The sequence below is a fragment of the Kitasatospora sp. NBC_00458 genome (assembly GCF_036013975.1).
In the GTDB taxonomy this organism is placed as follows: domain Bacteria; phylum Actinomycetota; class Actinomycetes; order Streptomycetales; family Streptomycetaceae; genus Kitasatospora.
Map to the genome: position 1 here is coordinate 5,629,186 of NZ_CP107904.1, position 23,442 is coordinate 5,652,627.

Below are 23,442 nucleotides of genomic sequence, written 5' to 3' on the forward strand. Positions count from 1 at the left end.
GGGCTCAGGCGTCGCCCAGATCACAGTCCTGACCTGCAGTTTGGCTGAAAATGTGCGTTAGAAGGCCGCATTCGAGGGGAACCGATCGCGCCTGACCGCATCATATACTCGGGCAAAACCGGACATAAGTATTCGGTTGACCGGCGGACTCCGCCGCGCACGTCTGTGTCGCTTCTGTGACATGCGGGCGAAGTCCGCTCGACGCGAACACGGTCGGGGCGACCCGGCCGGAGGTCAGCGCGGGCCGGGCAGCCGGACTTCGATCCGGCAGCCGCGCTCGGCCTCGGCGACCTCGATCCGGCCGCCGTGCAGGTCCACCGCCCAGCGGGCGATGGCCAGGCCCAGGCCGGTGCCGCCGTCGGCGCCCGGCCCGGAGGCCGTCGCGGTGCCGCTGCGGCTGAACCGCTCGAAGACCCTGGTCCGGTCGGCCGCCGGGATGCCCGGGCCCTCGTCCTCGACCTCCAGCAGCAGGCCGCCCGGCCTGTCGCCGGGCCGGGCGCGGACCGTCACGGTGCCGCCCGGCGGGGAGTGCTTGCAGGCGTTGTCGACCAGGTTGGCGACCACCTGGTGGAGCCGTTCCGGGTCGGCGACGCCGGTCAGTCCGAACGGGCTGACCTCCAGGGCGAGCCGGACGTCGCCGCGGCGGGAGAACGCCCCGCCGGCCGTCGCGCCGTCCACGGTGACCCCGCGCAGCACGCCGTCCAGGAACTCGCGCACCTCGAAGGGGCGGGCGTCCAGGTCGACGACGCCGTCGTCGATCTTGGACAGGTCGAGCAGGTGGGCGACCAGGCGGCCGAGCCGCTCGGTCTGCTCCAGCGCGGCACCCAGGGTCGCCGGGTTCGGCTGGACCACGCCGTCGACCACGTTCTCCAGCACGGCGTGCAGCGCGGCGATGGGCGTGCGCAGCTCGTGCGAGACGTTGGCGACCAGCTCGCGGCGGTGGCGGTCGGCGGCCCCGAGATCGGCCGCCATCTGGTTGAAGGTCGCCGCCAGCTCGCCGATCTCGTCGCGCGAGCCGACCTCGACCCGGCGGGTGTAGTCGCCGGAGGCCATCGCGCGGGCGGCGGCGGTCATGTCGCGCAGCGGGGCGGTCAGCCCGTGCGCGAGGAACTGCATGAAGAGCAGCGAGGCGATCATCGAGAAGATCATGATGATCCGGATCTGGGTCTCGGACCGGATCGCCACGACCACCATGCCGGTGGCCAGGAAGACCGAGACGATCACCAGGAGGGCGAGCTTGCCCTTGATGGAGCGGACCGGGTCGAGCGGCCGGATGTCGGCCCAGACCCGGCGGGCGGCGCGCGTGGCCAGCGTGGGCGGCCGGCTGCCGTCGGTGTCCCCGTTGCGTTGCTGTGGAAAGGTCATTGGTCCCCTGTGATCCCCCGCGTGATCCCTCGGGCGGTGCGCACGGCGGTTCGGGACACGGGCCCCCCGGAGGCCCGTCGCCCGAGGCGCCGCTACGAGAGCGGGGCCTCCAGCGCGTACCCGACACCGTGGACGGTGCGGATCCAGCTGGCGCCGATCTTGCGGCGGAGCGCCTTGACGTGGCTGTCGACGGTGCGGGTGCCGGACGCGTCCGTCCAGTCCCACACCTCGGCCAGCAGCTGCTCGCGGGTGAGTACCGCGCGCGGCTGTGCGGCCAGGCAGGCGAGCAGGTCGAACTCGGTCGGCGTCAGGTGGACGTCCCCCGAGGCCAGCCGGACCCGGCGCTGCACGTGGTCGATCTCCAGCTCGCCGAAGCGCAGCGAGCCGAGCGCGGGCGTCCGGGCGGCCTGCTGGGCGCGCTCGACGCGGCGCAGCAGCACGTTGACCCGGGCGGCCAGTTCGCGCATGGAGAAGGGCTTGGTCATGTAGTCGTCGGCACCGACGCCGAGTCCGACCAGCAGGTCCGTCTCGTCGTCGCGCGCGGTGAGCATCAGGACCGGTACCGGGCGCTGGGCCTGGATCCGGCGGCACACCTCCAGCCCGTCGAAGCCGGGCAGCATGATGTCGAGGACGACCAGGTCGGGCTGCCAGGTGTGGAAGCCGTCGACGGCGCCCGGGCCGTCGTGGGCCACGGCGACCTTGAAGCCCTCCGCGCCCAGCCGGGCCGCGATGGACTCGGCGATCGTGGGCTCGTCCTCCACCACCAGCACTCTGCGCTGGCTGCTCACCGTGCCGCCGTTGTTCTGGTTGTCCTGCTGAATTTCTGTCACGGTCACGCCACCGCCCCCAGGGCTGCGGGCCGGCCACCTGTGGGGATGGCGAGGCTCCGCTCGTAGTCTTGATTCCGTCGTGGACTGTGCCGGGTCCGCCGTCCCGTTGCGCGTGCGGCATCGGAGGACGGGTGTGGACCGTCCTTCTTCTCCCGCACACTCCGCAGCGTACGGACAGAGGATGCCTCCCGGCAGGCGGACCGGACGTTTCCGGCCCGCGGACCGGCCTTTCGGGCCGGTTTCCGGACCCACTCGGAAGTGGGCACGGGCCGATACCTTACCCGGCGATTTTTCACTCCGTAACGGTACGTATGCACATGAGTTGACACCAAGCCGCCGGTCAGGGGGGCTACCGCCGCGTAGTCGGAGGGATGGTCTGGACCAATGTCGGGTCTCGACCGGTATCGGGATACTCACGGCATTTTCCCAGCCGGCTCCCAGGAGCCGGCCGTACCGTGGGCACGACAAGTCGTGGAGGTGGGACTACCGGAGCGCCCCGGTACGTTGGCACCGGGCGGGGCCGGTGGCTGCGGGCGGTGGAGCGGAGGCGACATGACGGAGCGGCAGGCGTCCGCGGGGCCGTACGGGCCGCCGTACGGGATGCTCCGGCACGGACTGCGGGCCGGCCCGGTCGAATGGGTGCTGGCCCGGGTGCCGACCCCCCGGCGCAACCCCTTCGCGCTCGGCTACCTCGCGGTGGTGGCCACCACCACCACCTTCGCGGTGCTCGCCGATCCGGAGCTGGTCACCCGCCTCCAGGAGGCCTCCAGCTCGGACGGGAACAACCTGTTGCACCACCCGCTGCGGGCGCTCCTGCTCAGCGGCTTCTGGGTGGCCGGCACGGTCTGGATGCCGTACCTGTGGGCCTTCGCCCTGACCGTCGCCCCGCTGGAGCGCAGGGTCGGGGCGACCCGGGCCGCCGCGGTCTTCGCGGCCGGGCACGTCACGGCCACCCTGCTCTCCCAGGCCGTGGTGATCGTCGCGGTGGAGACCGGGCGGCTGCGGGCCTCGGCGCTCGACGACCTGGACATCGGGGTCAGCTACGGGGTGCTGGCCAGCCTCGGCGCGCTGGCCGGCCTGCTCTCCGTGCGCGGCCGGCTGCTCGGGCTGGGTCTGGCCGGGGCGCTGATCGCCGAGCAGATCGCCACCGACCGGGACCTGGTCACCGGCGTCGGCCACCCGGTGGCGCTGCTGGCCGGGGTCGCACTCTGGCGCTGGCTGCGCCGCTGGGACGGCCACGGGCCGGGGCGGGGCCGGGTCGCGGTGCCCGCCGGGGTGCCGAAGCAGGCGCCCGCGCGCGGGCGGGCCGCGGTGCTGGACCGGCTGTAGCGGCGTCCGCCGTCCGCCTCCGTTCGCCTCCGTTCGCCGCCCGTCCGCGGTCGTGGTCCGTTCCGTCCGCCGCGGTCGGTCCCGGTCGGCGGCCGGGGCTTCCGCGGATCACCGCGAGGTCTCGGCCGGCGGTTTTTGACAGCTCCGCCGGGGTCTTCCCGGGCCCGCCCGGCGTTCGCTCACGGCGAACACGGCCCGGGGAACATCCGGCGCCCGCCAAGCCTTAGTCAGGTCGACTCAAGTTCGCTGACTGGGGAGAGATCATGGCATCGACGTCCACACCGCTCACCCTGCCCGTGCTGCCCCTCGACGACGAGGTCGTGCTCCCGGGCATGGTCGTCCCGCTGGACCTGAAGGACACCGAGGTCCGCGCCGCCGTCGAGGCCGCGCGCGCCGCGGTCACCGGGACCGGCAGGCCCCAGGTGCTGCTGGTCCCGAGGGTGGACGGCTCGTACGCGGCCGTCGGCACCCTCGCCACCGTCGAGCAGGTCGGCCGGCTGGCCGACGGAGACCCGGCCGCACTGGTCCGCGCCGTGCGCCGGGTGCGGATCGGCGTCGGCACCACCGGGCCCGGCGCCGCGCTCTGGGTCGAGACCACGCCGTTCCGGGAGTCCTCGGTCGGCACCCCGGTGGCCGGGCGCGCCGCCGAGCTGCTCAAGGAGTACAAGAACCTCTCCACCCAGTGGCTGCGCAAGCGCGGCGCCTGGCAGATCGTCGACCGGGTGGCCGCCATCGAGGGCGTCGGCGAGCTCGCCGACAACATCGGCTACGCGCCCTTCGCCACCGCCGAGCAGAAGCTCAAGGTGCTGCTGGAGGCCGACCAGGTCGCCCGGCTGGAGTACGCGCTCGGCCTGCTCCGCGACCACCTCGCCGAGGAGGAGGTCAACGACACCATCCGCAAGGACGTCGAGGAGGGCGTGGCCAAGCAGCAGAAGGAGTTCCTGCTCCGCCGCCAGCTGGAGGCCGTCCGCAAGGAGCTGGCCGAGCTGAACGGCGACCCGGCCGACGAGGAGGAGGACTACCGCGCCCGGGTCGAGGCCGCCGGCCTCCCGGAGAAGGTCCGCGAGGCCGCCCTCAAGGAGGTCGACAAGCTGGAGCGGGCGAGCGACCAGTCGCCCGAGGGCTCCTGGATCCGCACCTGGCTGGACACCGTGCTGGAGCTGCCCTGGAACGAGCGGACCGAGGACGCCTACGACATCGCCGGCGCCCGCGCGGTGCTGGACGCCGACCACGCCGGCCTGGCCGACGTGAAGGACCGCATCGTCGAGTACCTCGCGGTCCGCAAGCGCCGGGCCGACCAGGGGCTCGGGCAGGTGGGCGGCCGCCGCGGCGGGGCGGTGCTGGCGCTGGTCGGCCCGCCCGGCGTCGGCAAGACCTCGCTCGGCGAGTCGGTGGCCCGCGCCATGGGCCGCAACTTCGTCCGGGTCGCGCTCGGCGGCGTCCGGGACGAGGCGGAGATCCGCGGCCACCGGCGCACCTACGTCGGCGCGCTCCCCGGGCGGCTGGTCCGCGCGATCAAGGAGGCCGGTTCGATGAACCCGGTCGTCCTGCTGGACGAGATCGACAAGGTCGGCTCCGACTACCGGGGCGACCCGGCCGCCGCCCTGCTGGAGGTGCTCGACCCGGCGCAGAACCACACCTTCCGCGACCACTACCTGGAGGTCGAGCTGGACCTCTCCGACGTGGTCTTCCTCGCCACCGCCAACGTGCTGGAGGCCATCCCCGAGCCGCTGCTCGACCGGATGGAGCTGGTCAGGCTCGACGGCTACACCGAGGACGAGAAGGTCGTCATCGCCCGCGACCACCTGCTCCCGCGCCAGCTGGAGCGGGCCGGCCTGCGGAGCGAGGAGGTCTCGGTCGACGAGACGGCGCTGCGCCGGCTGGCCGGCGAGTACACCCGCGAGGCGGGCGTCCGGAACCTCGAACGGTCGATCGCGCGGGTACTGCGCAAGGTCGCCGCGCAGAGCGAGCTCGGCGAGCGCCGGCTGCCCGCCGCGGTCGGGGCCGACGACCTGCGCGCCCTGATCGGCAGGCCGCACCACGTCCCCGAGGCGGCCCAGGAGCCGGCCGAGCGCCGCACCGCCGTCACCGGGGTCGCGACCGGCCTGGCGGTCACCGGTGCGGGCGGCGACGTCCTCTACATCGAGGCCTCGCTCGCCGACGCCGAGACCGGCGGCACCGGGCTCACGCTGACCGGCCAGCTGGGCGACGTCATGAAGGAGTCCGCCCACATCGCGCTCTCCTACCTGCGCTCGCGCGGCGCCGAACTGGAGCTGCCGGTCACCTCGCTGCGCGACCGCGGCGTGCACCTGCACGTCCCGGCCGGGGCCGTCCCCAAGGACGGGCCGAGCGCCGGCATCACCATGACCACGGCGCTGGCCTCGCTGCTCTCCGGCCGCAAGGTGCGCACCGACGTGGCGATGACCGGCGAGGTGTCGCTGACCGGGCGGGTGCTGCCGATCGGCGGGGTGAAGCAGAAGCTGCTCGCCGCCGACCGGGCCGGGGTCACCACGGTGATCATCCCCAAGCGGAACGAGGCCGACCTGGACGACGTCCCGGCCGAGGTGCTGGAGCGGCTGACCGTCCACCCGGTCTCGGACGTCCGGGAGGTGCTGGGGCTGGCCCTGGAGCCGGCCGCGGTGCTGGTCGCCGCCGCCTGACGCGGGCCCGCGGCCCGGCCTGCCCCCCCGGGGGGCCGCGCCGGGCCGCGACCGCAGGGTGAGACGACCCTTGTGAGACACCCCGTCAGCCGGGCAGGCTGGCGGGGTGGATCGCCATGCGCACCTGAGCCGTCGACTGGACGTCGACCTGGCGCACGCATGCTCCGCGATCTGTCGCCGCGCGCACTGACCAGCGCGGTGACCCACCCGGCGCCCCCCGCCGGGAACCCCCTCCCGGGTGGTGTGCACCGCCGTGCGCGGTCCGCCTGCTCACTCACCCGATGGGACGACACCCCATGCGCTTCGCGCTGCCTCCGCGTGCCGCCGTGCTCGCCGCCGCCGCCCTCCTCCTCGCCTGCGCCGCCCCGGCGCACGCCGCGACCCCGTTCGGCCCGCTGCCGCCGCACAACCCGTACGCGGGCCCGGACGGCACCGCCACCATGCACGGCGACACCGGCTCCTCGGACGCCACCCCGCTGCCCGGTCCGCCGCCCGGCCCGCTCACGTCGCACCGGGTCGCGCTCCAGTCCGCCTGCCCGACCGTGCTGGTCGGCTCCGACGGGTACCCCGTCGCCCTGTGCACCGCGATCTTCGGGCTCACCCCCACCGTCCACCTGCTCGACCCGGCCGACGGCGGCTCGCTCGCCGAGCTGCCGCTCGCCAAGGGCTCGCTGCTCGGCGGCGTGTACGCCTACCTCGACCACCAGGACCGGCTGGTGGCCGTCGACGGCGACCGCAACCTGCTGCGGATCGGCCACCGGCGCGACGCCACCGGCCGCTGGGAGCTGTACGTCGCCTCCCGGCTCCCGCTGACCGGGGCGGTGCCCGCCGGCGACGCCGTCACCGGGGTCTCGCCCGACTGGCAGGGCCGGGTCTGGTTCGCCACCGGCGGCGGGGTGGTCGGCACCGCCGACGACCGCACCGGCGCCGTCCGCGCCCTCGCGCTGCCCACCGGGGAGCGGATCGCCAACTCCATCTCCACCGCCCCCGCCGGCACCGCCGTCGCCACCACCCACGCGACCTACCTGCTCACCGCCGACGCCGACGGCACCCCGCGGATCGCCTGGCGCCGGGCCTACGACCGGGGCCCCGGCCGCAAGCCCGGCCAGCTCAGCTGGGGCACCGGCTCCACGCCGACCTTCTTCGGCCCGGGCACCGGCACCGACTACGTGACCGTCGTCGACAACGCGGCCCCCACCGTGAACCTGCTGGTCCACCGCACCTCGGACGGCTCGCAGGTCTGCTCGGTGCCGGTGCTGAAGAAGGGCGGCAGCGGCAGCGAGAACTCCCCGGTGGCGGTCGGCAACACCGTCCTGGTCGCGAGCACCTACGGCTACCCGTACCCGAAGCTGCCCGCCGACGCCGGGCCGGCCGTGCCCTCCTCGGGCCGGTTCACCGGCGGCCTGAGCCGGGTCGACGTCCGGGCCGACGGCTCCGGCTGCGACCTGGTCTGGGACACCGGGGTCCGCTCGGCCGCCGTCCCCCGGCTCTCCACCGCCGACGGGCTGATCCACACGGTGCTGCGCCGGCCGGTGATCCCGGGCACCACGGCCACCTCGGAGCTGGACCCGTACGACTACGCCGAGGTCGACCCGGCCACCGGCGCGGTGGTGCGCACCGAGTACCTCGGCGCGGGCTTCCTCTTCGACACGCTCCAGATGGTCGGCTCGATCGCCCCGGGCGGCGTGGTCTACCAGGGCACCACCACCGGCGTCCTGCGGATCACCGCCGGCTGACCCGGCGGCGCGCGGGTCCCGGGCCCGCGCGCCGCCCCGGAGGTCCCGCCGGCCCGCCCGGCCCGCCCGGCCGCCCGCCGGCCCGGCCGCCCGCCAGCCCCGCCGTCGCCAGGAGCGGCGGCGGGCCCCGTGCCAGACTGCGAGGATGGCGTCACCCACGCAGCGCGTCCTGTCCCGGGTGCCGGCCGGGCTGCGCCCGGTCCTCCTCCGGCACCGGCGGCTGGTGAAGTTCCTGCTGGTCGGCAGCTGCTGCTTCGCCCTGAGCGTGGTGATCAACTACTCGCTGCGGCTCACCCTGCTGGCGCACAAACCGGTGGTGGCGCTCACCGTGGCGACCGTGGTGGCCACCACGGTCTCCTACGTGCTCAACCGCCGGTGGGCCTTCCGGGCCAACGGCCGGCAGCGCGAGGCGCTGCTCTACCTCGTGGTCAGCGTGGCGGCGGTCTGCGTCAACGACCTCCCGCTGATCGTCTCCCGGTACGTGCTGAACCTGCGCGAGCCCTGGATCAGCCCGTTCGCCCAGGAGCTGGCCGACTTCCTCAGCGGGATGGTGCTGGGCACCTTCGTGGCGATGCTGTTCCGGTTCTGGGCCATGCAGCGCTGGGTCTTCACCCGGCTCGCCGAGCCCGTCGCCACCCGGGCGGAGCAGCCCTGACGGGATCCCGGCAGCGTCGCGCGCGCCGGCCCCGGGCCCTTCCCCGGGCCGTCCCCCGACCGGCCGAGGACCGGCCGAGGACCGGCCGAGGGCGGGCGGGAACGGACGGCGAAACCGGGCTACGCTGCAGACGAGTGTGCGGAAGCCGAGCGGGGTGAGGGCGATGCGCGAGACGGACGGTCTCCGGTCCGGGCCCGCCAGCCAGCAGGGCATGCGCCGGGCCAACCTGGCGCTGGTGCTCGGGGTCATCGCGCGCGCCCCGCGCTCCCGGGCCGAGGTGGCCGCGGACACCGGGCTGACCCGTGCGGCCGTCTCCTCGCTGGCCGAGGAGCTGATCGCGGCCGGCCTGGTCGCCGAGGAGGGCCCGGCCGCCCCCAGCGGCAAGGTCGGCCGGCCCGGCACCGCGCTCGGCCTCGCCCCGGACGGCCCCGGCGGCCTCGGTGCCGAGATCGGCGTCGAGCACCTGGGCGCCTGCGTGGTCGACCTGCGCGGCGAGGTCCGGTCCTGGCGCCGGCAGGAGATTCGCAACCGGGACCGGCGGCCCGCCGCCGTCCTGGCCGACCTGGCCGAACTGCTCCGCCGGGCCGTCGCCGAGGCCGGACTGCGCCCGGCCGGGCTGGTCCTGGCGGTGCCCGGACTGGTCGGCTCCGACGGCGCGGTGCTCCAGCGGGCCGCCAACCTCGGCTGGCGGGACGTCCCGGTCACCGCCGAGCTGCGGCTCGCGCTGCGCGCCGCCAACGCCGAGGAGCTGGCCGAGCTGCCGATCCGGGCCGACAACGAGGCCAACCTCGGCGGGCTGGCCGAGCTCTGGCTCGGCGGCGGGCCCGACCACTTCCTGCACGTCTCCGCCGAGGCCGGGGTCGGCTCGGCGATCGTGGTCGGCGGACGGCTGCTGCGCGGGGCCCGCGGCTACGCGGGCGAGCTGGGCCACGTGCCCGTCCACCCGGACGGGCCGCGCTGCGCCTGCGGGGCGCACGGCTGTCTGGAGCAGTACGCGGGGGAGACGGCGGTGCTGCGCGAGGCCGGACTGGAGGGGATCCGCGGCGACTGGGTGGCGCTGCTCGCCGAGCGCGCGGAGGCGGGGGACGAGGAGGTGCGGGCGGCGCTGGCCGGGGCCGGGACCGCCCTGGGCATCGCCTCGGCGGGCGCGGTCAACCTGCTCGACCCGGCCGAGGTGGTGCTCGGCGGCGGCTACGCCCAGCTGGCGCCCTGGCTGCTGCCGGCCATGCGGGCCGAGCTGGCCGTCCGGGTGACCGTCCGGCCGTGGACGGGCGACCGGCTGACGGTCTCCCGGCTGGGCCGCCGCGGCCCCCTGCTGGGGGCCGCGGTCGGCGTGGTCCGGTCGGTCATCGCCGATCCGGGGCGCCCGGAGGACTGAGACCGGCCCGCCGGCGGGCCGGTCCCCGCCCCACCGGTGTCAGTCGTTGACCAGCTCGCGGGTGAGGTGCCGCGGCCGGCGGAGCACCGCGGCGAAGGTGACGGCGACGCCGACCGCGGCCCAGACCAGCAGGACCACCAGCGGCACCGCGAGGTCCGAGCCGTCGAAGTAGGCGATCGAGCGGACCGCGTCGGTGCCGGCGCCGTTCGGGAACCAGGCGCCGATGGCCCGCCAGAACGCCGGCATCATCGGCGGCGGGAAGACGCCGCCGGCGCTCGGGTTGCCGAGCACCACGAAGAGCAGCACCGCGATCCCGATGCCGATGATGTCGAACAGGCACTGCAGCGCCATGGTCACCGCGCCGACCGCGAAGACCACCAGGGCACCGACCGCCGACAGGCCCCAGAACGAGCCCGGCAGCGCGTCCAGCACCGGCTGGACGATGATCGTGCCGCCGATGCCGGCCGCGATCGAGTACAGCGCCAGGGTGCCGAGCCGGATCAGCGCCCGGTCGGCGTTGGCGGGCTTCGCCCCGGCGCTGACGCCGAGGATCGAGGCGACCAGGTAGCCGCCGACGCACCAGCCGATCACCAGGTAGAAGGAGGAGAGCCCGTTGGCGTCCCCCTTGGCCAGCGGGACGACGTCCTCGACCTTGACCGTCCGGCCCTGGGCCTTCTCCAGCCCGGTGACGATGGTCTCGGCGGCCCGGGCGGCGGACGGCCCGCGCGCGTTGGCGACCAGCAGCACGTCCTCGGTGGAGGCCGGGTTCACCACCAGCGCGGCGTAGATCCGCTGGTCCTTGATCTGGGCGGTGGCGGTCTCCGCGTCCGGCGCGGTGACGGCCTTCACGGCCTCGTCGGGGACCGACTCCAGGCCCGCCACCAGCTGGGGCGCGACCTGCGGCGGGGCGACCACCGCGATCGACAGCTCGTGCGGGGTCGGGTGGTGCAGCGCACCGACGTACGAGGTGATGAAGCCGAGCTGGAGGAGGAGCACGGCGATCACCAGCAGCGCCGCGCGCGGGGTGACCGCGCCCTTCAGTTCGGCGGCGAGGCCCTGCTTCGGGGCGGGCTGCGGCGCCTGCTCCGGTGCCGCGGCCTGCCCTGGTCCCTGCCCTGGGGCGGTCATCCACATCTCCTTGCGTATCGGGGGAAACCGGATACTTAATAGCATGAACTAGTTTCGCCGAGGTTTCTCCCGCGCCGTGTCCGGCCTCCGCGGCTGCGGGATACTGGCGCGGTGACTGCGGAGAACGAGCGTGAAGCGCCCCTGCTGGCGGTGGAGCGCGAGGTGGGGGTGCTGTTCCGGCGCGGCCGGGCGAGGGTGGCGGAGCTGTCCCGGCGGGTCCACCCGCAGCTGGAGGGCACGGCGTACAGCATGCTCGGGTACATCGAGCAGGCCGGGTCGGTGCGGGTGACCGACGTGGGCGTGCACTTCGCCGTGGGGAAGGCCACCGTCAGCCGGCAGATCCGGGCGCTGGAGGAGCTGGGGCTGGTGGACCGCGAGGCGGACCCGCTGGACCGCCGCTCGGCGCTGGTCTCGCTCACCGAGGACGGCCGGCGGCGGTACCTGGCGGCGCGGGACGCCCGGATGGCGCGGGTCCGCGAGCTGATGGGCAGCTGGTCCGGTGACGACGTGGTCCGTTTCGCGGAGCTGCTGCACCGCTTCAACGACGTGGTCGGTGAGTCTGCGGTGCACTAGCCGCCGTGCGGCGGCGGTCGTGCGGCGGTGGCCGTGCATCGGTGGTCGAGGGAGCCCGGGCCGGGATCGGTCCGGGCTTTACTTGCCCTTGACGAATGTTGCCCAAGTCAACCAACGGTCTTATGGTTGCTTCAGGCAACTATTCTAAGGACCTCGATGACCGTCACCACCCCTGCCTCGACCGGAGCCGCCGCCGCTGCTGCCACCGACCGACCGATGACGCACCGGCAGGTGATGGAGGCGCTGTCCGGCCTGCTGCTCGGCCTCTTCGTGGCCGTGCTCTCGTCGACCGTCGTCTCCAACGCACTCCCGCGCATCCTCACCGACCTGCACGGCGGCCAGTCCGCCTACACCTGGGTGATCACCGCGACCCTGCTCACCCTCACCGCCTCCACCCCGATCTGGGGCAAGCTCTCCGACCTCGCGAGCAAGAAGCTGCTGCTCCAGATCGCCCTGGTGATCTACATCGCCTCCTCCGCCCTGGCCGGGCTCTCCCAGAACACCGGCCAGCTGATCGCCTGCCGCGCCCTCCAGGGCATCGGCGCCGGCGGCGTCACGGCACTCGCCCAGATCTGCCTCGCCGCGATGGTCCCGCCGCGCGAGCGCGGCCGGTACAGCGGCTACTTCGGCGCGGTCTTCGCGCTGGCCACCATCGGCGGCCCGCTGATCGGCGGCGTCATCGTCGACACCTCCTGGCTCGGCTGGCGCTGGTGCTTCTACGTCGGCATCCCGTTCGCGCTGGCCGCGATCCTGGTGCTGCAGCGCACCCTCAAGCTGCCGGTGGTCAAGCGCAAGGTGAAGATCGACTACCTGGGCGCCGCGGTCATCACCGCCGCCGTCAGCCTGCTGATGATCTGGATCACCCTGGCCGGCAAGAACTACGCCTGGCTCTCCTGGCAGACCGCGGCCATGGTCGGCGGCGGACTGCTGCTGGGCGCGCTCGCCGTGGCGGTCGAGCGCCGCGCCGCCGAGCCGGTCATCCCGCCGGGCCTCTTCCGCTACCGCACCGTGACCCTCTCCGCGCTGGCCAGCGTGCTGGTCGGCATCGGGATGTACGGCGCGACCACCTTCCTCAGCCAGTACTTCCAGCTGGCCCGGGAGAAGTCCCCGACCATCGCCGGACTGATGACGCTGCCGATGATCCTCGGCCTGGCCGTCTCCTCCACCGTCGCGGGCAAGCTCATCACCAAGTACGGCAGGTGGAAGGCCTACCTGGTCGCCGGGACGCTGCTGCTGGCCGTCGGCTTCGGCCTGCTCGGCACCGCCCGGGCCGACACCGACTACGGCCTGCTGTCCGTCTACATGGCGATCACCGGGATCGGCCTCGGGCTGACCATGCAGAACCTCGTCCTCGCGGTGCAGAACACCGTGCCGCGCAGCGAGCTCGGCGCGGCCAGCTCGGTGGTCACCTTCTTCCGCACCATGGGCGGCGCGATGGGCGTCTCCGCGCTGGGCGCGCTGATGAACAACCGGGTCGGCCACTACCTGACGGAGAACCTGGCCGCCGCGCACGTCCCGGCGGCCGGCGGCGGACTCGGCGGCGGCATCCCGGACCTGCACAAGCTGCCCGCCCCGCTGGTGCCGCTGGTGACCGACGCCTTCGGGCACGGCGTGGGCGTGGTCTTCCTGGTCGCGGCGCCGTTCGCGCTGCTGGCCTTCGTCACGGTGCTGTTCATCCGCGAGACGGTGCTGCGCACCGGCCGGGAGTGAGCCGGCGGGGGCCGCTCCGGCGGGGCTGAGCCCCGGCGGGAGCCCCTGGCCGGGAGCGGGTCGGGACCGGGGTCGCAGGGGCCTGCTCCCGACCGCCGGCCGGGGTGCTCGGGAACGGCGTGAGGGCCGGGAGTGGTGATCCACTCCCGGCCCTCACGCCGTTCCCGAGCGTCCGTCGGGCGACTCCGTCGGGCGACTCCGTCGGGCGACTCCGTCGGGCGACTCCGTCGCGCCGGTCGCCCGGCTGCGGCCGCCCGCGCCGCTACTTGCCCGCGATCAGCGTCAGCCCGTAGAGGACGGCCGCGCCGCAGACGGCGAAGCAGGCGTACGCGCCGGCCAGGGCCAGTCGGCCGCCGGCCACCGGGGCGTCCGACGGGCCGGCCGCCTCACGGCGTGCGGCGAGCGCGGCCTCGTGGCGCGACAGCGCCAGGATGCCGAGGGCGAAGACGGTGACCACCGCGACGGTGATGCCGAAGCTGAAGCCCGCGGTCTGGGCCAGGGCGTTCCACTTGATGTGCATGGTGTTGAGCTCCTCAGCCTGCGGCGGTCAGGCCGCGACCGTGGTCGAGGCGGGGGTCGGGGTGGCGGGCGCGGCGGCCGGGCCGACCTCGACCGGGGTGACGTCCTGGACGTCCCGGTGGTCGTTGACGTTGTCCGCGCCGACCGGCTGGCGGCGGGAGACGGCCCACATGGCACCGGAGCCGGCCACCAGGGCGGCGCCGACGAGGACCACGCCCCAGGTGCCCTGCTCGGCGAGGAAGGCCGCGAGGCCGGCCACCGTGGCGGCGGCGGGCAGGGTCAGGCCCCAGGTGTAGACCATGCGGCGGACCAGGCTCCAGCGCAGCTCGGCCTTCGGGCCGCCGAGACCGGCACCCATGATGCCGCCGGAGCAGACCTGGGTGGTGGAGAGGCCGAAGCCCATGTGCGAGGAGGTCAGGATGACGGTCGCGGCGGCGGACTCGGAGGCGAAGCCCTGTCGCGGCGTGATGTCCGCGAGGCCCTTGCCCATCGAGCGGATGATCCGCCAGCCGCCCATGTAGGTGCCGATCGCGATGGCCGCGCCGGCCGAGATGATCACCCAGGTGGGGGGCAGCGCGCCCTTCGGCAGGGCGCCGACCGAGACCAGGGTCAGGGTGATGATGCCCATCGTCTTCTGGGCGTCGTTGGTGCCGTGGGCCAGCGAGATCAGCGAGGAGGAGAAGATCTGGCCGGTCTTGAAGCCCTTGGAGACGGTCTCGCCGTTGCTCTTGCGGGTGATCGCGAACGCCAGCTTGGTGGCGCCCCAGGCCGCGAGTCCCGCGACCAGCGGGGAGGCGACCGCCGGGATCAGGATCTTGGAGACGACGGTGTCGAAGTTGACGCCGTTGACACCGACGCCGACCACGGTGGCGCCGATCAGGCCGCCGTAGAGGGCGTGCGAGGAACTCGACGGCAGGCCGCGCAGCCAGGTCAGCAGGTTCCAGAGGATGGCACCGACCAGGGCCGCGAAGATGATCTCCGGATGGATGCCGGCCTTCTCGTTGACGATGCCGCCGGAGATGGTGGTGGCGACCTTCACGGACAGGAACGCGCCCGCGAAGTTGAGGACGGCCGCGATGGTGACCGCGACCTTGGGCCGAAGGGCTCCCGTGGCGATGGAGGTGGCCATCGCGTTGGCGGTGTCGTGGAACCCGTTGGTGAAGTCGAAGGCGAGCGCCGTGATGATCACAACGGCCACCAGGAACGAGATGTGTTCCATACCCAAACAATCGTCGTAGTTGTCGCACTGACGTTGGTGTCGTGCGCGACGCTAGGGACGCTTGGTGAACGGAAGGTGAACTGGCATCGGACTCACGGTTCCGAGGGTGTCCCCGAGGTTGCCGTGACCTTGCCGTCGCGTGTCGCCCACTGCGCTGAGCTGGACGTTAGCGAGGAATCGCCCGCTTCATCCGTTTTGTTGAGAGCTGTCTCACAGCCCGACCGTAGAATTCACCGAGCCGTACGGGTGCGGTCTGTTTCCGGCGAGTAACCCGTGGCAGGATCGGCGGAGATCCGGGGACCCCGGAGCACGGGCAGGCGGGGAGGGCGAGACCCATGGGCGGGGCAGGCCAGCACACGGAGCGGGCGGGCACACGGCCGGCGACCGGCAGACGACCCTGGGTGCGGGCCGCCCTGCGCTGCGGAGCCGTCCTCGCGGCCGCCGCGCTGGCCCTGCCGCTGGCCGGACAGGCCTACGCGGACCCGGTGCCCCCGGCCCCCGGCAGCACCGCCCCCGCCGTCCCGGGGGCCGACCCGCTCGCCGAGGCCAGGGCCACCCTGAGCCCGCTCCTCGACCAGCTGCACACGCTCTACCAGGGCGCCGAGGCGGCCACCGAGCAGTACAACGCCGCGGTCGCCAAGGTCGTCGAGCAGCAGGCCGCGCTGGCCGAGCTCAAGAGCAAGCTGGAGCGCCAGCAGAAGCAGGTCGACGCGGGCACCGACATCGCCGCCCAGCTCGCCGCCGCCCAGTACCGCAACGGCGCCGTCTCGGCCTACGCCGAACTGCTGCTCTCGAAGGACCCGTACGAGGCGGTCACCATCGCCGAGCTGCTGTCCGCCGCCAGCCGCTCGCAGTCCGAGTTCCTCAACAAGCTGACCGTCGACCGCGACGCGCTCGCCGGACTGCAGAAGCAGAACGAGGAGGCGCTGGCCACCTCGCAGACCCTGGTCACCCAGCAGGACGCGGCCAAGGCCAAGATGGCCACCGACCTCGCCACCGTCGAGCAGCTGGTCTCCTCGCTCACCGGTGCCCAGCGCGCCGATCTGGAGAAGCTGGAGAAGGCCAAGGCCGACGAGGCCCAGATCGCCTTCCTCGCCACCGGCGTCCTCGGCCAGGGCGAGCGCACCCCCTCGCAGGCCGGCCGGGCCGCCGTCGCCTACGCGCTCGCCCAGCTGGGCAAGCCGTACGTCTGGGGCGGCGCCGGGCCGGACGTCTTCGACTGCTCCGGTCTCACCTCGCAGGCGTGGCTGCACGCCGGCAAGCCGATCCCGCGCACCAGCCAGGAGCAGTGGGCCCAGCTGCGGCACATCCCGCTCAACCAGCTGCGGGCCGGCGACCTGATCATCTACTTCGAGGGCGCCACGCACGTCGGGATGTACATCGGCGGCGGCCTGGTCGTCCACGCGCCCCGGCCGGGCTCGTACGTCAAGGTGGCGCCGATCGGCGGCAACCCGATCCTCGGCGCCGTCCGGCCCGACCCGGACGGTGCGGCCGACGAGGCCGGCGGCGCCTGGAAGGTCCCGGACCTGCCGGCGGGCTGGGACACGGTCACCGCGATCGCGCCGAGCCCGCTCAACCAGGTGCCGGGCACCCCCGTCCCGCCGACGCCCGTGCCGGCCACGCCGCCGACGCCGACGGGCACCCCGACCGACCCGGGGACGGGCGCGCCGACCACGCCCACCGGGACGCCGACCGACCCGGGGACGGGGACGCCGACCACGCCCACGGGCACCCCGACCGACCCGGCGACGGGGACCCCGACCGGCACCCCGACGGGCACGCCCACCGGGACGCCGACCGGCACCCCCACCGGGACTCCGACGGGCACCCCGACCGACACGCCCACGGGGACGCCGACCGGCACCCCGACGGGTACGCCGACCGACTCGCCGAGCGGCACGCCCACCGGCACCCCGACGGGCACGCCCACGGGCACGCCGACCGAGACCGGGACGCCCTCCTCGTCCGGCTCGGCGAAGGCCACCGGCACCGCCTCGGCCTCCGGAACCCTCCCGCCCGGCCAGAACTGACCGGACCCGCCCGAACGCGGACGTGCCCGCCGGACCGATCCGGCGGGCACGTCCGCGTCCGCGCCCGGCGCCGTCCCGCGTCGGGCCCCGCGCGCCGCGGGGGCCCGGCCGGCGGGGTCAGGCCCCCGCGCCGCTGTCGGGTTCGAAGCGGATGACGACGGCCTTCGAGGTGGGGGTGTTGCTGATGTCCGCCGTGGAGTCGAGCGGGACCAGGACGTTCGTCTCGGGGTAGTACGCGGCGGCGCCACCGCGCGCGACCGGGTAGTGGACCACCCGGAAATGCGGGGCGCGGCGCTCCACGCCGTCCTTCCACTCGCCCACCAGGTCGACGTACGCGCCGTCGGCCAGGCCGAGCTCCGCGGCGTCCCCGGGGTTGACCAGGACCACCCGGCGGCCGCCGCGGATGCCGCGGTAGCGGTCGTCGAGGCCGTAGATCGTGGTGTTGTACTGGTCGTGCGAGCGGAGCGTCTGCAGCAGCAGGCGGCCGGGCGGCACCTCGGGGGCGGTCAGCGGGTTGACCGTGAAGTTGGCCTTCCCGGTGGCGGTCGGGAAGGTGCGGGTGTCGCGCGGGCCGTGCGGCAGGGTGAAGCCGCCGGGCCGGCGGACCCGGTCGTTGTAGTCCTCGAAGCCCGGCACCACGCGGGCGATCCGCTCGCGCACCGTGTCGTAGTCGGCGGCGAAGTCCTCCCAGGGCACGGTGTCCTGCGGGCCGAGCGTCGCCCGGGCGAGCCGGCAGACGATGGCGACCTCGGAGAGCAGTCCCGGCGCCGGCGGGCGCAGGCCGCCGCGCGAGGAGTGCACCTGGCCCATCGAGTCCTCGACGCTGACGAACTGGGCGCCGCGCGCGGTGACGTCCCGGTCGGTGCGGCCGAGGGTGGGCAGGATCAGCGCGCGGGCGCCGGTGACCACGTGCGACCGGTTGAGCTTGGTGGAGACGTGCACGGTCAGCCGGCAGCGGCGCATGGCCGCCTCGGTGACGCCGGTGTCCGGGGTGGCGGCGACGAAGTTGCCGCCCATCGCGAAGAACACCCCGACCCTGCCGTCCCGCATGGCGCGGATGGTGTCCACCGCGTCGAGGCCGTGCTCGCGCGGCGGCTCGAAGCCGAACTCCCGGCCGAGCGAGTCCAGGAAGGCCGCCGAGGGGCGCTCGAAGATGCCCATCGTGCGGTCGCCCTGCACGTTGCTGTGGCCGCGGACCGGGCAGACCCCGGCGCCGGGGCGGCCGACGTTGCCGCGCAGCAGCAGGAAGTTGACCACCTCGCGGATGGTCGGGACGGAGTGCTTGTGCTGGGTGAGGCCCATCGCCCAGCAGACGATGACCTTCTCCGAGGCGAGGACGAGCCGGCCGAGCTCCTCGATCTGCTCCCACGGCAGGCCGGTGGCGGCGAGCACCTCCTCGCGGCTGGTGCCGCGGGCCTCGGCGGCGAACTCCTCGAAGCCGTGGCAGTGCTCCTCGACGAAGGCCCGGTCGACGCCGTCCTTCTCCAGGACCAGCTGGTTGAGCGCCCGGAACAGGGCGAGGTCGCCGCCGAGCCGGATCTGCAGGAAGAGGTCGGTCAGCTTGGTGCCGTGGCCCACCAGGCCGCGCGCCTGCTGCGGGTTCTTGAACCGCTCCAGACCGGCCTCCGGCAGCGGGTTGACGCTGACGACGGTCGCGCCGGCCCGCTTGGCCCGCTCCAGCGCGGAGAGCATCCGCGGGTGGTTGGTGCCCGGGTTCTGGCCGGCCACGATGATCAGGTCGGCCTGGTAGAGGTCCTTGAGGCTGACGCTGCCCTTGCCAACGCCGAGCGTCTCGGTGAGCGCCGAGCCGGAGGACTCGTGGCACATGTTGGAGCAGTCCGGCAGGTTGTTGGTGCCGAGCCGGCGGGCGAACAGCTGGTAGGCGAACGCGGCCTCGTTGCTGGTCCGGCCCGAGGTGTAGAACGCGGCGCCGTCCGGGGTGTCCAGGGCGCGCAGCTCCTCGGCGATCAGCGCGAACGCGTCGTCCCAGGAGACCGGGGTGTAGTGGGTGGCGCCCTCGTCCAGCAGCATCGGCCGGGTCAGCCGGCCCTGCTGGCCGAGCCAGTACCCGGAGCGCTCGGCCAGCTCGGCGACCGGGTGGGCGGCGAAGAACTCGGCGCGGATCCGGCGCTCGGTGGCCTCCTCGGCGACGGCCTTCGCGCCGTTCTCGCAGAACTCGGCGGTGTGCGTCTTGCCCGGCTCGGGCCAGGCGCAGCCGGGGCAGTCGAAGCCGTCGGGCTGGTTGACCTTGAGCAGGGTGGCCATGGTCCGGCGGGCGCCCATCTGCTCGGCGGCCATCCGCAGGCTGTGGCCGACGGCGGGCAGGCCGGCCGCGGCGTGCTGGGGCGCCGACACCCGGGGGGCGTCCTGCGCCGGATCGCTCTGCGGGGCCTGCTTGGCCATGACTGCGCTCCTCGGATCGTCCGGCCCGCAGCGCCGTCGCGGGGGCCTGCCCCCATCCTTCCATCCGTTCGGGTGACGGGGCAGGGGCGAGGGCCGTCGTGGCGGCGGGGCGGGGGCGGCCGGGGAGCGGGGGAGCGCAGGTGGCGGGCGGTGCGGACGGCCGGGACGGCGGCGGGTGGTGGCCGGTGCGGGTCCGGTCCGCCGGGGCACGGGGCACGGGACGCGCGCCCCGTGCCCCGTGCCCCGGCGGGGGCGGCTCAGACCGCGACGGCCGACCCGGTCCGGGCCAGCGCGCAGAGCAGGGCCCGTGCGGCGGCGTCGTTCTGGCGGAAGCCCGGCGAGTCGGTGCGCGGCCGGGCGAAGGCGGCGGCCGCCCGCAGGCTGGTGTGCGGGCCGAGGGCGGTGCGCCGGGGGTGCGGTCCGTCGTCGAGGGCCGGGTCGAGGAGCCGGCTGTCACCCGGCCGGATGGTGACCAGTCCGGAGCGGTGGGTGTACTCCTCGTCGGTGACGACCTCCTCGACGATGCGGCCGGTGCGGTGCAGGTCGCGCAGGAGCGGGTCCCGGGTGCGGGACAGGGCGTGCCGGGGCAGGTAGGCCTCGACCAGCGCGGTGGCGGTCACGGTGTGGCCGGGCACGGTGGCGCCGGAGGCCCGCCAGGTGCCGGTGGCCTCGTCCCGTTCGACCTTGACGCCGGCGCCGAGGAAGCGGACCACCCCGGCCTCGGAGAGCGCGAGCAGCTGGCGCAGCCGGAAGCCGGGCGGGCCGGAGGCGAGGTAGCTGAAGTAGCCGAAGAACCACTCGTCGACGTCCTCGGCGACCGAGCGGGCGGTGAGCCGTCCGGAGCCGAGCACCCGGGGCAGCTGGGCGAACAGCGAGAGCAGGGCGAGGAAGGCGCCGAGGTCGGCGCTGTACGCGGGGTCGGCGCGGCGGTCGGCGTCCTCGGTGATGTAGCGGCGCAGGTGGTCCTGGAGTTCCCCGGTGCTGCCGAGTTCGACGCCGGCCAGCGGGAAGTCGAGGCGTTCGAGGTCGAGCCGGTCGGCCGGGTCGGGGACGGCCCGTTCGACGAGCGCGTCCAGTTCGGGGGAGTACCAGTCGTGGGCGTCGTAGCCGGCCAGGAACTCCGTCCAGGGCAGCGCGGTGCGCTCCGGGTGGGCGTGGAACAGCTCGTGGTAGTGGCCGAAGCCGATGTCCTTGGCCATCAACGGCCAGACGTCGCGCCGTAGTTCGATCGGGTCGGGCCGGTCCAGCAGGGCGTCGACGGCGGTCGCGTCGAAGTAGCGGGGGAGCGGTGCGCGCGGGCCCTGGAGCCGGTAGTCGGTCTTGGAGTGGTACGGCACCCCGCGCCGTGAGCCGACGTGGATCACCGGCTCCCGGCCGGAGGGGTGGTAGACCAGACCGGCGCCGCCCTGTTCGAAGCGGCCGCCGCGGCCCTCGGTGAGCAGGGCGACGAGGTCGACGAAGGCCAGTCCGAAGCCGCGCAGCACGGTGTGCTCGCCGGGGGCGATGCCCTCCAGGTCGGCGTCGGCGGAGAAGGCGGGCGCCAGGTGGTAGCGGCCGTGCCGGGCGGCGAACCCGGCGTCGGCGGCGTACCGGGGGTCCGGGGCGGAGTCGAGGTGGCCGAGGGTGAGGACGACGTGGTCGGCGGTGAGCACCCGGTCGGTGAGGTGGACCAGCTGCGGGCCGTCGGCGGGGCCCTCGACGCGGTGCGCGGTGTCCCGGTGGACGGTGACGGTGACGTGCGGCGGCAGGTCGGCGACGGCGCGGCGGAACACCCAGTCGAGGTAGGCGCTCTGGGCGCGCCGGGTGGGGAAGTCGGTGGGGGCCAGGGTGCGCAGTTCGGCCAGTACGGCGGGGTCGGATATCTCCTGGTGGGGCTCGAACTCCTCGATGTGGGCGGCCCATTCGGCGAGCGAGGGGCCGGGGCGGACCGGCCCGTCGATGGTGGAGCGCTCGTCGGTGAACATCGTGACGTCCTCGGCCATCGAGTTCATCCGCAGCAGCGGTGACTGCTCGTGGCGCCAGATCCGGCCGGCGCCGGGCGGGTACGGGTCGACCAGGTGGATGTGCAGCGGGCGTTCGGCGGGCAGCAGCTCGGTGGCGTTGGCGGCGATCCGCTCCAGCAGTCCGGTGCCGCGCGGGCCGGCGCCGACGATGACCAGGGTGCTCGCGGCGGTCATCGGACCGTCTCCTTCGCCGGGGTGCGGCCGGGGCCGGACCGGGTGTCGGCGGTGTCGGCGTCCGCGGCGGTGCGCAGCCGCCGGTACGCGGCCCGGGCCTTCTGCAGCGGGGTGGGCGGCAGCCCCTCGCGGGTGGCGCCCCTGGCGTAGTGCCGCTCGACGTAGTACTGGCCGACGGACAGCACGGTGGTGATCACGATGTACCAGATGGTGGCGACCATCAGCATCGGGATGACCTGGTAGGACTGCAGGTAGACCAGCTGGACCGAGTACAGCAGGTCGGAGACGGCCAGCACGCTGATGATGCTGGTCCCCTTGAGCGCGCTGATCAGCATGTTCCCCGCGGTGGGCACGATGGAGCGCATCGCCTGCGGGACGACGATCCGCAGCAGCACCCGGCGGCGGCCGATGCCGAGCGCCGCGGCGGCCTCCAGCTGGCCGCGGTCCACGGAGAGGATCCCGCCGCGGACCACCTCGGCGGCGTACGCGGCCTCCAGCAGGGTGAGCCCGACGACGGCGGTGAGGGTGGGGCCGAAGAGGTTGACGGTCTTGACGGTGAGGAACTCCGGGCCGAACGGGATGCCGATGCCGAGGGTCGGGTAGAGCGCGCCGATGTTGAAGAACAGCAGCAGCTGGACCAGGGCGGGGGTGGAGCGGAAGATCCAGATGTAGACCCAGCTGAGCGTGCGCAGCACCGGGTTGGAGGAGAGCCGCATGGTGGCGAGGACGGTGCCGAGCACGAAGCCGAGGGCGAGGGTGACGGCGGTCAGCCACAGCGTCAGGGTGAGCCCGTTCAGCACCGAGGTGGCGGTGAACCAGTCGGCGACCACACCCCACTGGAACGCCTGGTTGCGGACGAGTGAGTTGGCGACCATCACGAAGACGAGCAGGGCGACGGCGGCGGAGACCCACTGGCCGGGGCGGCGGCGGGCGACGATCCGGGCGTCGGCCGCCGCCGCGTCGGGGGCGGTGGCGGGTGGCGGTCCGGCGGTCTTGGTGAGGGCGGGGGCGGGGAGGACGTCCTGCGGGGTGGCCATGCGGAGGCTCCAGGCGGGAGGGCGGAGATGCGGGCAGGCGGGGGTACGGCGTGGTCACGTACGGCGGTCGCGGCCGGCCCGCGTCCCTCAACACGGCCGGCCCTGCACTGCACTCCTTTTCGATCGTACGCATGCGCGATCGGCGCCTGTCAAGGGTGGTGAGCCAGGGTCCCGGAGTGTGTCGCGGGGCGACAGGAGATCGCAACAGAGCGGTAATGGAGGGTGGTTGACGCCGTGCGTGGTTCACTGCTCAACTTGAGCCCATGTACGCCGAGCAGCCCCTGGTCACCCGCGACCACATCGACTTCGGTCGAGTGTGGTCCGCGGCGTGTCGCGGCTGACCCGGCAGCGGGCCGTCCAGCCGGCCCCGTCCTCCTCCGGAGGGCCCTCCCTCGGTGCCCCGTCGCCCTCGACGGCGCGGGCCGGGAGAGCCGTCAGTCACTGACGGTTCGTCAGACGCGCGCTGCCGCCGCCCCCTTCCTCCCCAGCTCTGCGCTCCGGCAGTCCCCCGTCCCGTCCGGTCACTCCAGCCACCCCGGCCGTCCAGGCCACGACGGCCGCCCCGGTCACCCGGCCGTCCCGGCCACCGCCGCCACCGCACCGTCCCGCACCCGCTCCTCCGGCACCACGGCCTGGCCCCGCCACGGCCCTCTCCGGCCTGCCCACCCGCAGCCCACCGGACTGCGCACGACC

Annotated in this window: 16 protein-coding genes; 8 read left to right on the plus strand and 8 right to left on the minus strand. The window is 74.3% G+C overall.

The features are described 5' to 3' along the window. Positions 1–234: 234 nt before the first annotated feature. Positions 235–1,365: a sensor histidine kinase gene (locus OG550_RS23470; RefSeq protein WP_327680598.1), complete on the minus strand. Its 1,131-nt coding sequence runs from the start codon at positions 1,363–1,365 to the stop codon at positions 235–237. 92 nt (positions 1,366–1,457) lie between these two features. Further along, complete coding sequence (locus OG550_RS23475) at positions 1,458–2,195, minus strand: response regulator transcription factor (protein WP_327680600.1); 738 nt, start codon at positions 2,193–2,195, stop codon at positions 1,458–1,460. A gap of 552 nt (positions 2,196–2,747) precedes the next feature. Between OG550_RS23475 and OG550_RS23480 the strand changes: the two genes are divergently transcribed. The 5 genes from OG550_RS23480 to OG550_RS23500 all read left to right on the plus strand — a co-directional run bounded on the left by OG550_RS23480 (position 2,748) and on the right by OG550_RS23500 (position 9,953). Then, entirely contained in the window at positions 2,748–3,524 is a 777-nt protein-coding gene (locus OG550_RS23480; RefSeq protein WP_327680602.1) for a rhomboid-like protein, read from the plus strand. 263 nt (positions 3,525–3,787) lie between these two features. After that, positions 3,788–6,184: an endopeptidase La gene (gene lon / locus OG550_RS23485; RefSeq protein WP_327680604.1), complete on the plus strand. Its 2,397-nt coding sequence runs from the start codon at positions 3,788–3,790 to the stop codon at positions 6,182–6,184. A 281-nt stretch (positions 6,185–6,465) separates the two neighbouring features. Next, positions 6,466–7,920 carry a hypothetical protein gene (locus tag OG550_RS23490; protein ID WP_327680606.1) on the plus strand — a complete coding sequence of 485 codons (1,455 nt, stop codon included), beginning with the start codon at positions 6,466–6,468 and terminating at the stop codon, positions 7,918–7,920. Positions 7,921–8,065: 145 nt separating this feature from the next. Then, positions 8,066–8,575, plus strand: coding sequence for a GtrA family protein (locus OG550_RS23495; RefSeq protein ID WP_327680608.1), 510 nt, complete (start codon positions 8,066–8,068; stop codon positions 8,573–8,575). A 163-nt stretch (positions 8,576–8,738) separates the two neighbouring features. Beyond that, entirely contained in the window at positions 8,739–9,953 is a 1,215-nt protein-coding gene (locus OG550_RS23500) for an ROK family transcriptional regulator (RefSeq protein ID WP_327680610.1), read from the plus strand. Positions 9,954–9,992: 39 nt separating this feature from the next. Here the strand turns inward: OG550_RS23500 and OG550_RS23505 are convergent, their stop codons facing one another. Beyond that, positions 9,993–11,081, minus strand: a complete 1,089-nt coding sequence (locus tag OG550_RS23505) for an ABC transporter permease (RefSeq protein ID WP_327680612.1) — start codon at positions 11,079–11,081, stop codon at positions 9,993–9,995. 111 nt (positions 11,082–11,192) lie between these two features. Here OG550_RS23505 and OG550_RS23510 point away from each other — a divergent pair, with 111 nt between their 5' ends. Next, positions 11,193–11,654 carry a MarR family winged helix-turn-helix transcriptional regulator gene (locus OG550_RS23510; RefSeq protein WP_327680614.1) on the plus strand — a complete coding sequence of 154 codons (462 nt, stop codon included), beginning with the start codon at positions 11,193–11,195 and terminating at the stop codon, positions 11,652–11,654. Positions 11,655–11,810: 156 nt separating this feature from the next. Continuing rightward, a complete protein-coding gene (locus OG550_RS23515) occupies positions 11,811–13,364 on the plus strand; it encodes an MDR family MFS transporter (protein WP_327680617.1) in 1,554 nt (517 codons plus the stop codon). A gap of 262 nt (positions 13,365–13,626) precedes the next feature. Here the strand turns inward: OG550_RS23515 and OG550_RS23520 are convergent, their stop codons facing one another. Together OG550_RS23520 and OG550_RS23525 are read right to left on the minus strand one after the other, a co-directional pair. Beyond that, entirely contained in the window at positions 13,627–13,884 is a 258-nt protein-coding gene (locus OG550_RS23520) for a hypothetical protein (RefSeq protein ID WP_327680618.1), read from the minus strand. A 27-nt stretch (positions 13,885–13,911) separates the two neighbouring features. Further along, positions 13,912–15,102 carry an inorganic phosphate transporter gene (locus OG550_RS23525; protein WP_327680619.1) on the minus strand — a complete coding sequence of 397 codons (1,191 nt, stop codon included), beginning with the start codon at positions 15,100–15,102 and terminating at the stop codon, positions 13,912–13,914. Positions 15,103–15,437: 335 nt separating this feature from the next. Between OG550_RS23525 and OG550_RS23530 the strand changes: the two genes are divergently transcribed. Beyond that, complete coding sequence (locus OG550_RS23530) at positions 15,438–17,132, plus strand: C40 family peptidase (protein WP_327680621.1); 1,695 nt, start codon at positions 15,438–15,440, stop codon at positions 17,130–17,132. A 117-nt stretch (positions 17,133–17,249) separates the two neighbouring features. Here the strand turns inward: OG550_RS23530 and OG550_RS23535 are convergent, their stop codons facing one another. From OG550_RS23535 to OG550_RS23545, 3 genes are all read right to left on the minus strand, one after another. Next, a complete protein-coding gene (locus OG550_RS23535; protein WP_327680623.1) occupies positions 17,250–19,535 on the minus strand; it encodes an FdhF/YdeP family oxidoreductase in 2,286 nt (761 codons plus the stop codon). A 257-nt stretch (positions 19,536–19,792) separates the two neighbouring features. Continuing rightward, complete coding sequence (locus OG550_RS23540) at positions 19,793–21,712, minus strand: FAD/NAD(P)-binding protein (protein WP_327680625.1); 1,920 nt, start codon at positions 21,710–21,712, stop codon at positions 19,793–19,795. After that, the gene (locus tag OG550_RS23545; RefSeq protein WP_327680627.1) at positions 21,709–22,749 is read right to left on the minus strand and encodes an amino acid ABC transporter permease; all 1,041 of its coding nucleotides are present in this window, start codon (positions 22,747–22,749) and stop codon (positions 21,709–21,711) included. The genes OG550_RS23540 and OG550_RS23545 overlap by 4 nt, the downstream gene beginning before the upstream one ends. Between the last annotated feature and the right edge of the window lie 693 nt (positions 22,750–23,442).

Excerpts from the sequence above, each read along its gene's own strand:
- OG550_RS23470 (WP_327680598.1), bottom strand. The coding sequence starts at position 1,365 with ATGACCTTTCCACAGCAACGCAACGGGGACACCGACGGCAGCCGGCCG.
- OG550_RS23480 (WP_327680602.1), top strand. The coding sequence starts at position 2,748 with ATGACGGAGCGGCAGGCGTCCGCGGGGCCGTACGGGCCGCCGTACGGG.
- lon (WP_327680604.1), top strand. The coding sequence starts at position 3,788 with ATGGCATCGACGTCCACACCGCTCACCCTGCCCGTGCTGCCCCTCGAC.
- OG550_RS23490 (WP_327680606.1), top strand. The coding sequence starts at position 6,466 with ATGGGACGACACCCCATGCGCTTCGCGCTGCCTCCGCGTGCCGCCGTG.
- OG550_RS23495 (WP_327680608.1), top strand. The coding sequence starts at position 8,066 with ATGGCGTCACCCACGCAGCGCGTCCTGTCCCGGGTGCCGGCCGGGCTG.
- OG550_RS23500 (WP_327680610.1), top strand. The coding sequence starts at position 8,739 with ATGCGCGAGACGGACGGTCTCCGGTCCGGGCCCGCCAGCCAGCAGGGC.
- OG550_RS23505 (WP_327680612.1), bottom strand. The coding sequence starts at position 11,081 with ATGACCGCCCCAGGGCAGGGACCAGGGCAGGCCGCGGCACCGGAGCAG.
- OG550_RS23515 (WP_327680617.1), top strand. The coding sequence starts at position 11,811 with ATGACCGTCACCACCCCTGCCTCGACCGGAGCCGCCGCCGCTGCTGCC.
- OG550_RS23520 (WP_327680618.1), bottom strand. The coding sequence starts at position 13,884 with ATGCACATCAAGTGGAACGCCCTGGCCCAGACCGCGGGCTTCAGCTTC.
- OG550_RS23525 (WP_327680619.1), bottom strand. The coding sequence starts at position 15,102 with ATGGAACACATCTCGTTCCTGGTGGCCGTTGTGATCATCACGGCGCTC.
- OG550_RS23530 (WP_327680621.1), top strand. The coding sequence starts at position 15,438 with ATGGGCGGGGCAGGCCAGCACACGGAGCGGGCGGGCACACGGCCGGCG.
- OG550_RS23535 (WP_327680623.1), bottom strand. The coding sequence starts at position 19,535 with ATGGCCAAGCAGGCCCCGCAGAGCGATCCGGCGCAGGACGCCCCCCGG.
- OG550_RS23540 (WP_327680625.1), bottom strand. The coding sequence starts at position 21,712 with ATGACCGCCGCGAGCACCCTGGTCATCGTCGGCGCCGGCCCGCGCGGC.
- OG550_RS23545 (WP_327680627.1), bottom strand. The coding sequence starts at position 22,749 with ATGGCCACCCCGCAGGACGTCCTCCCCGCCCCCGCCCTCACCAAGACC.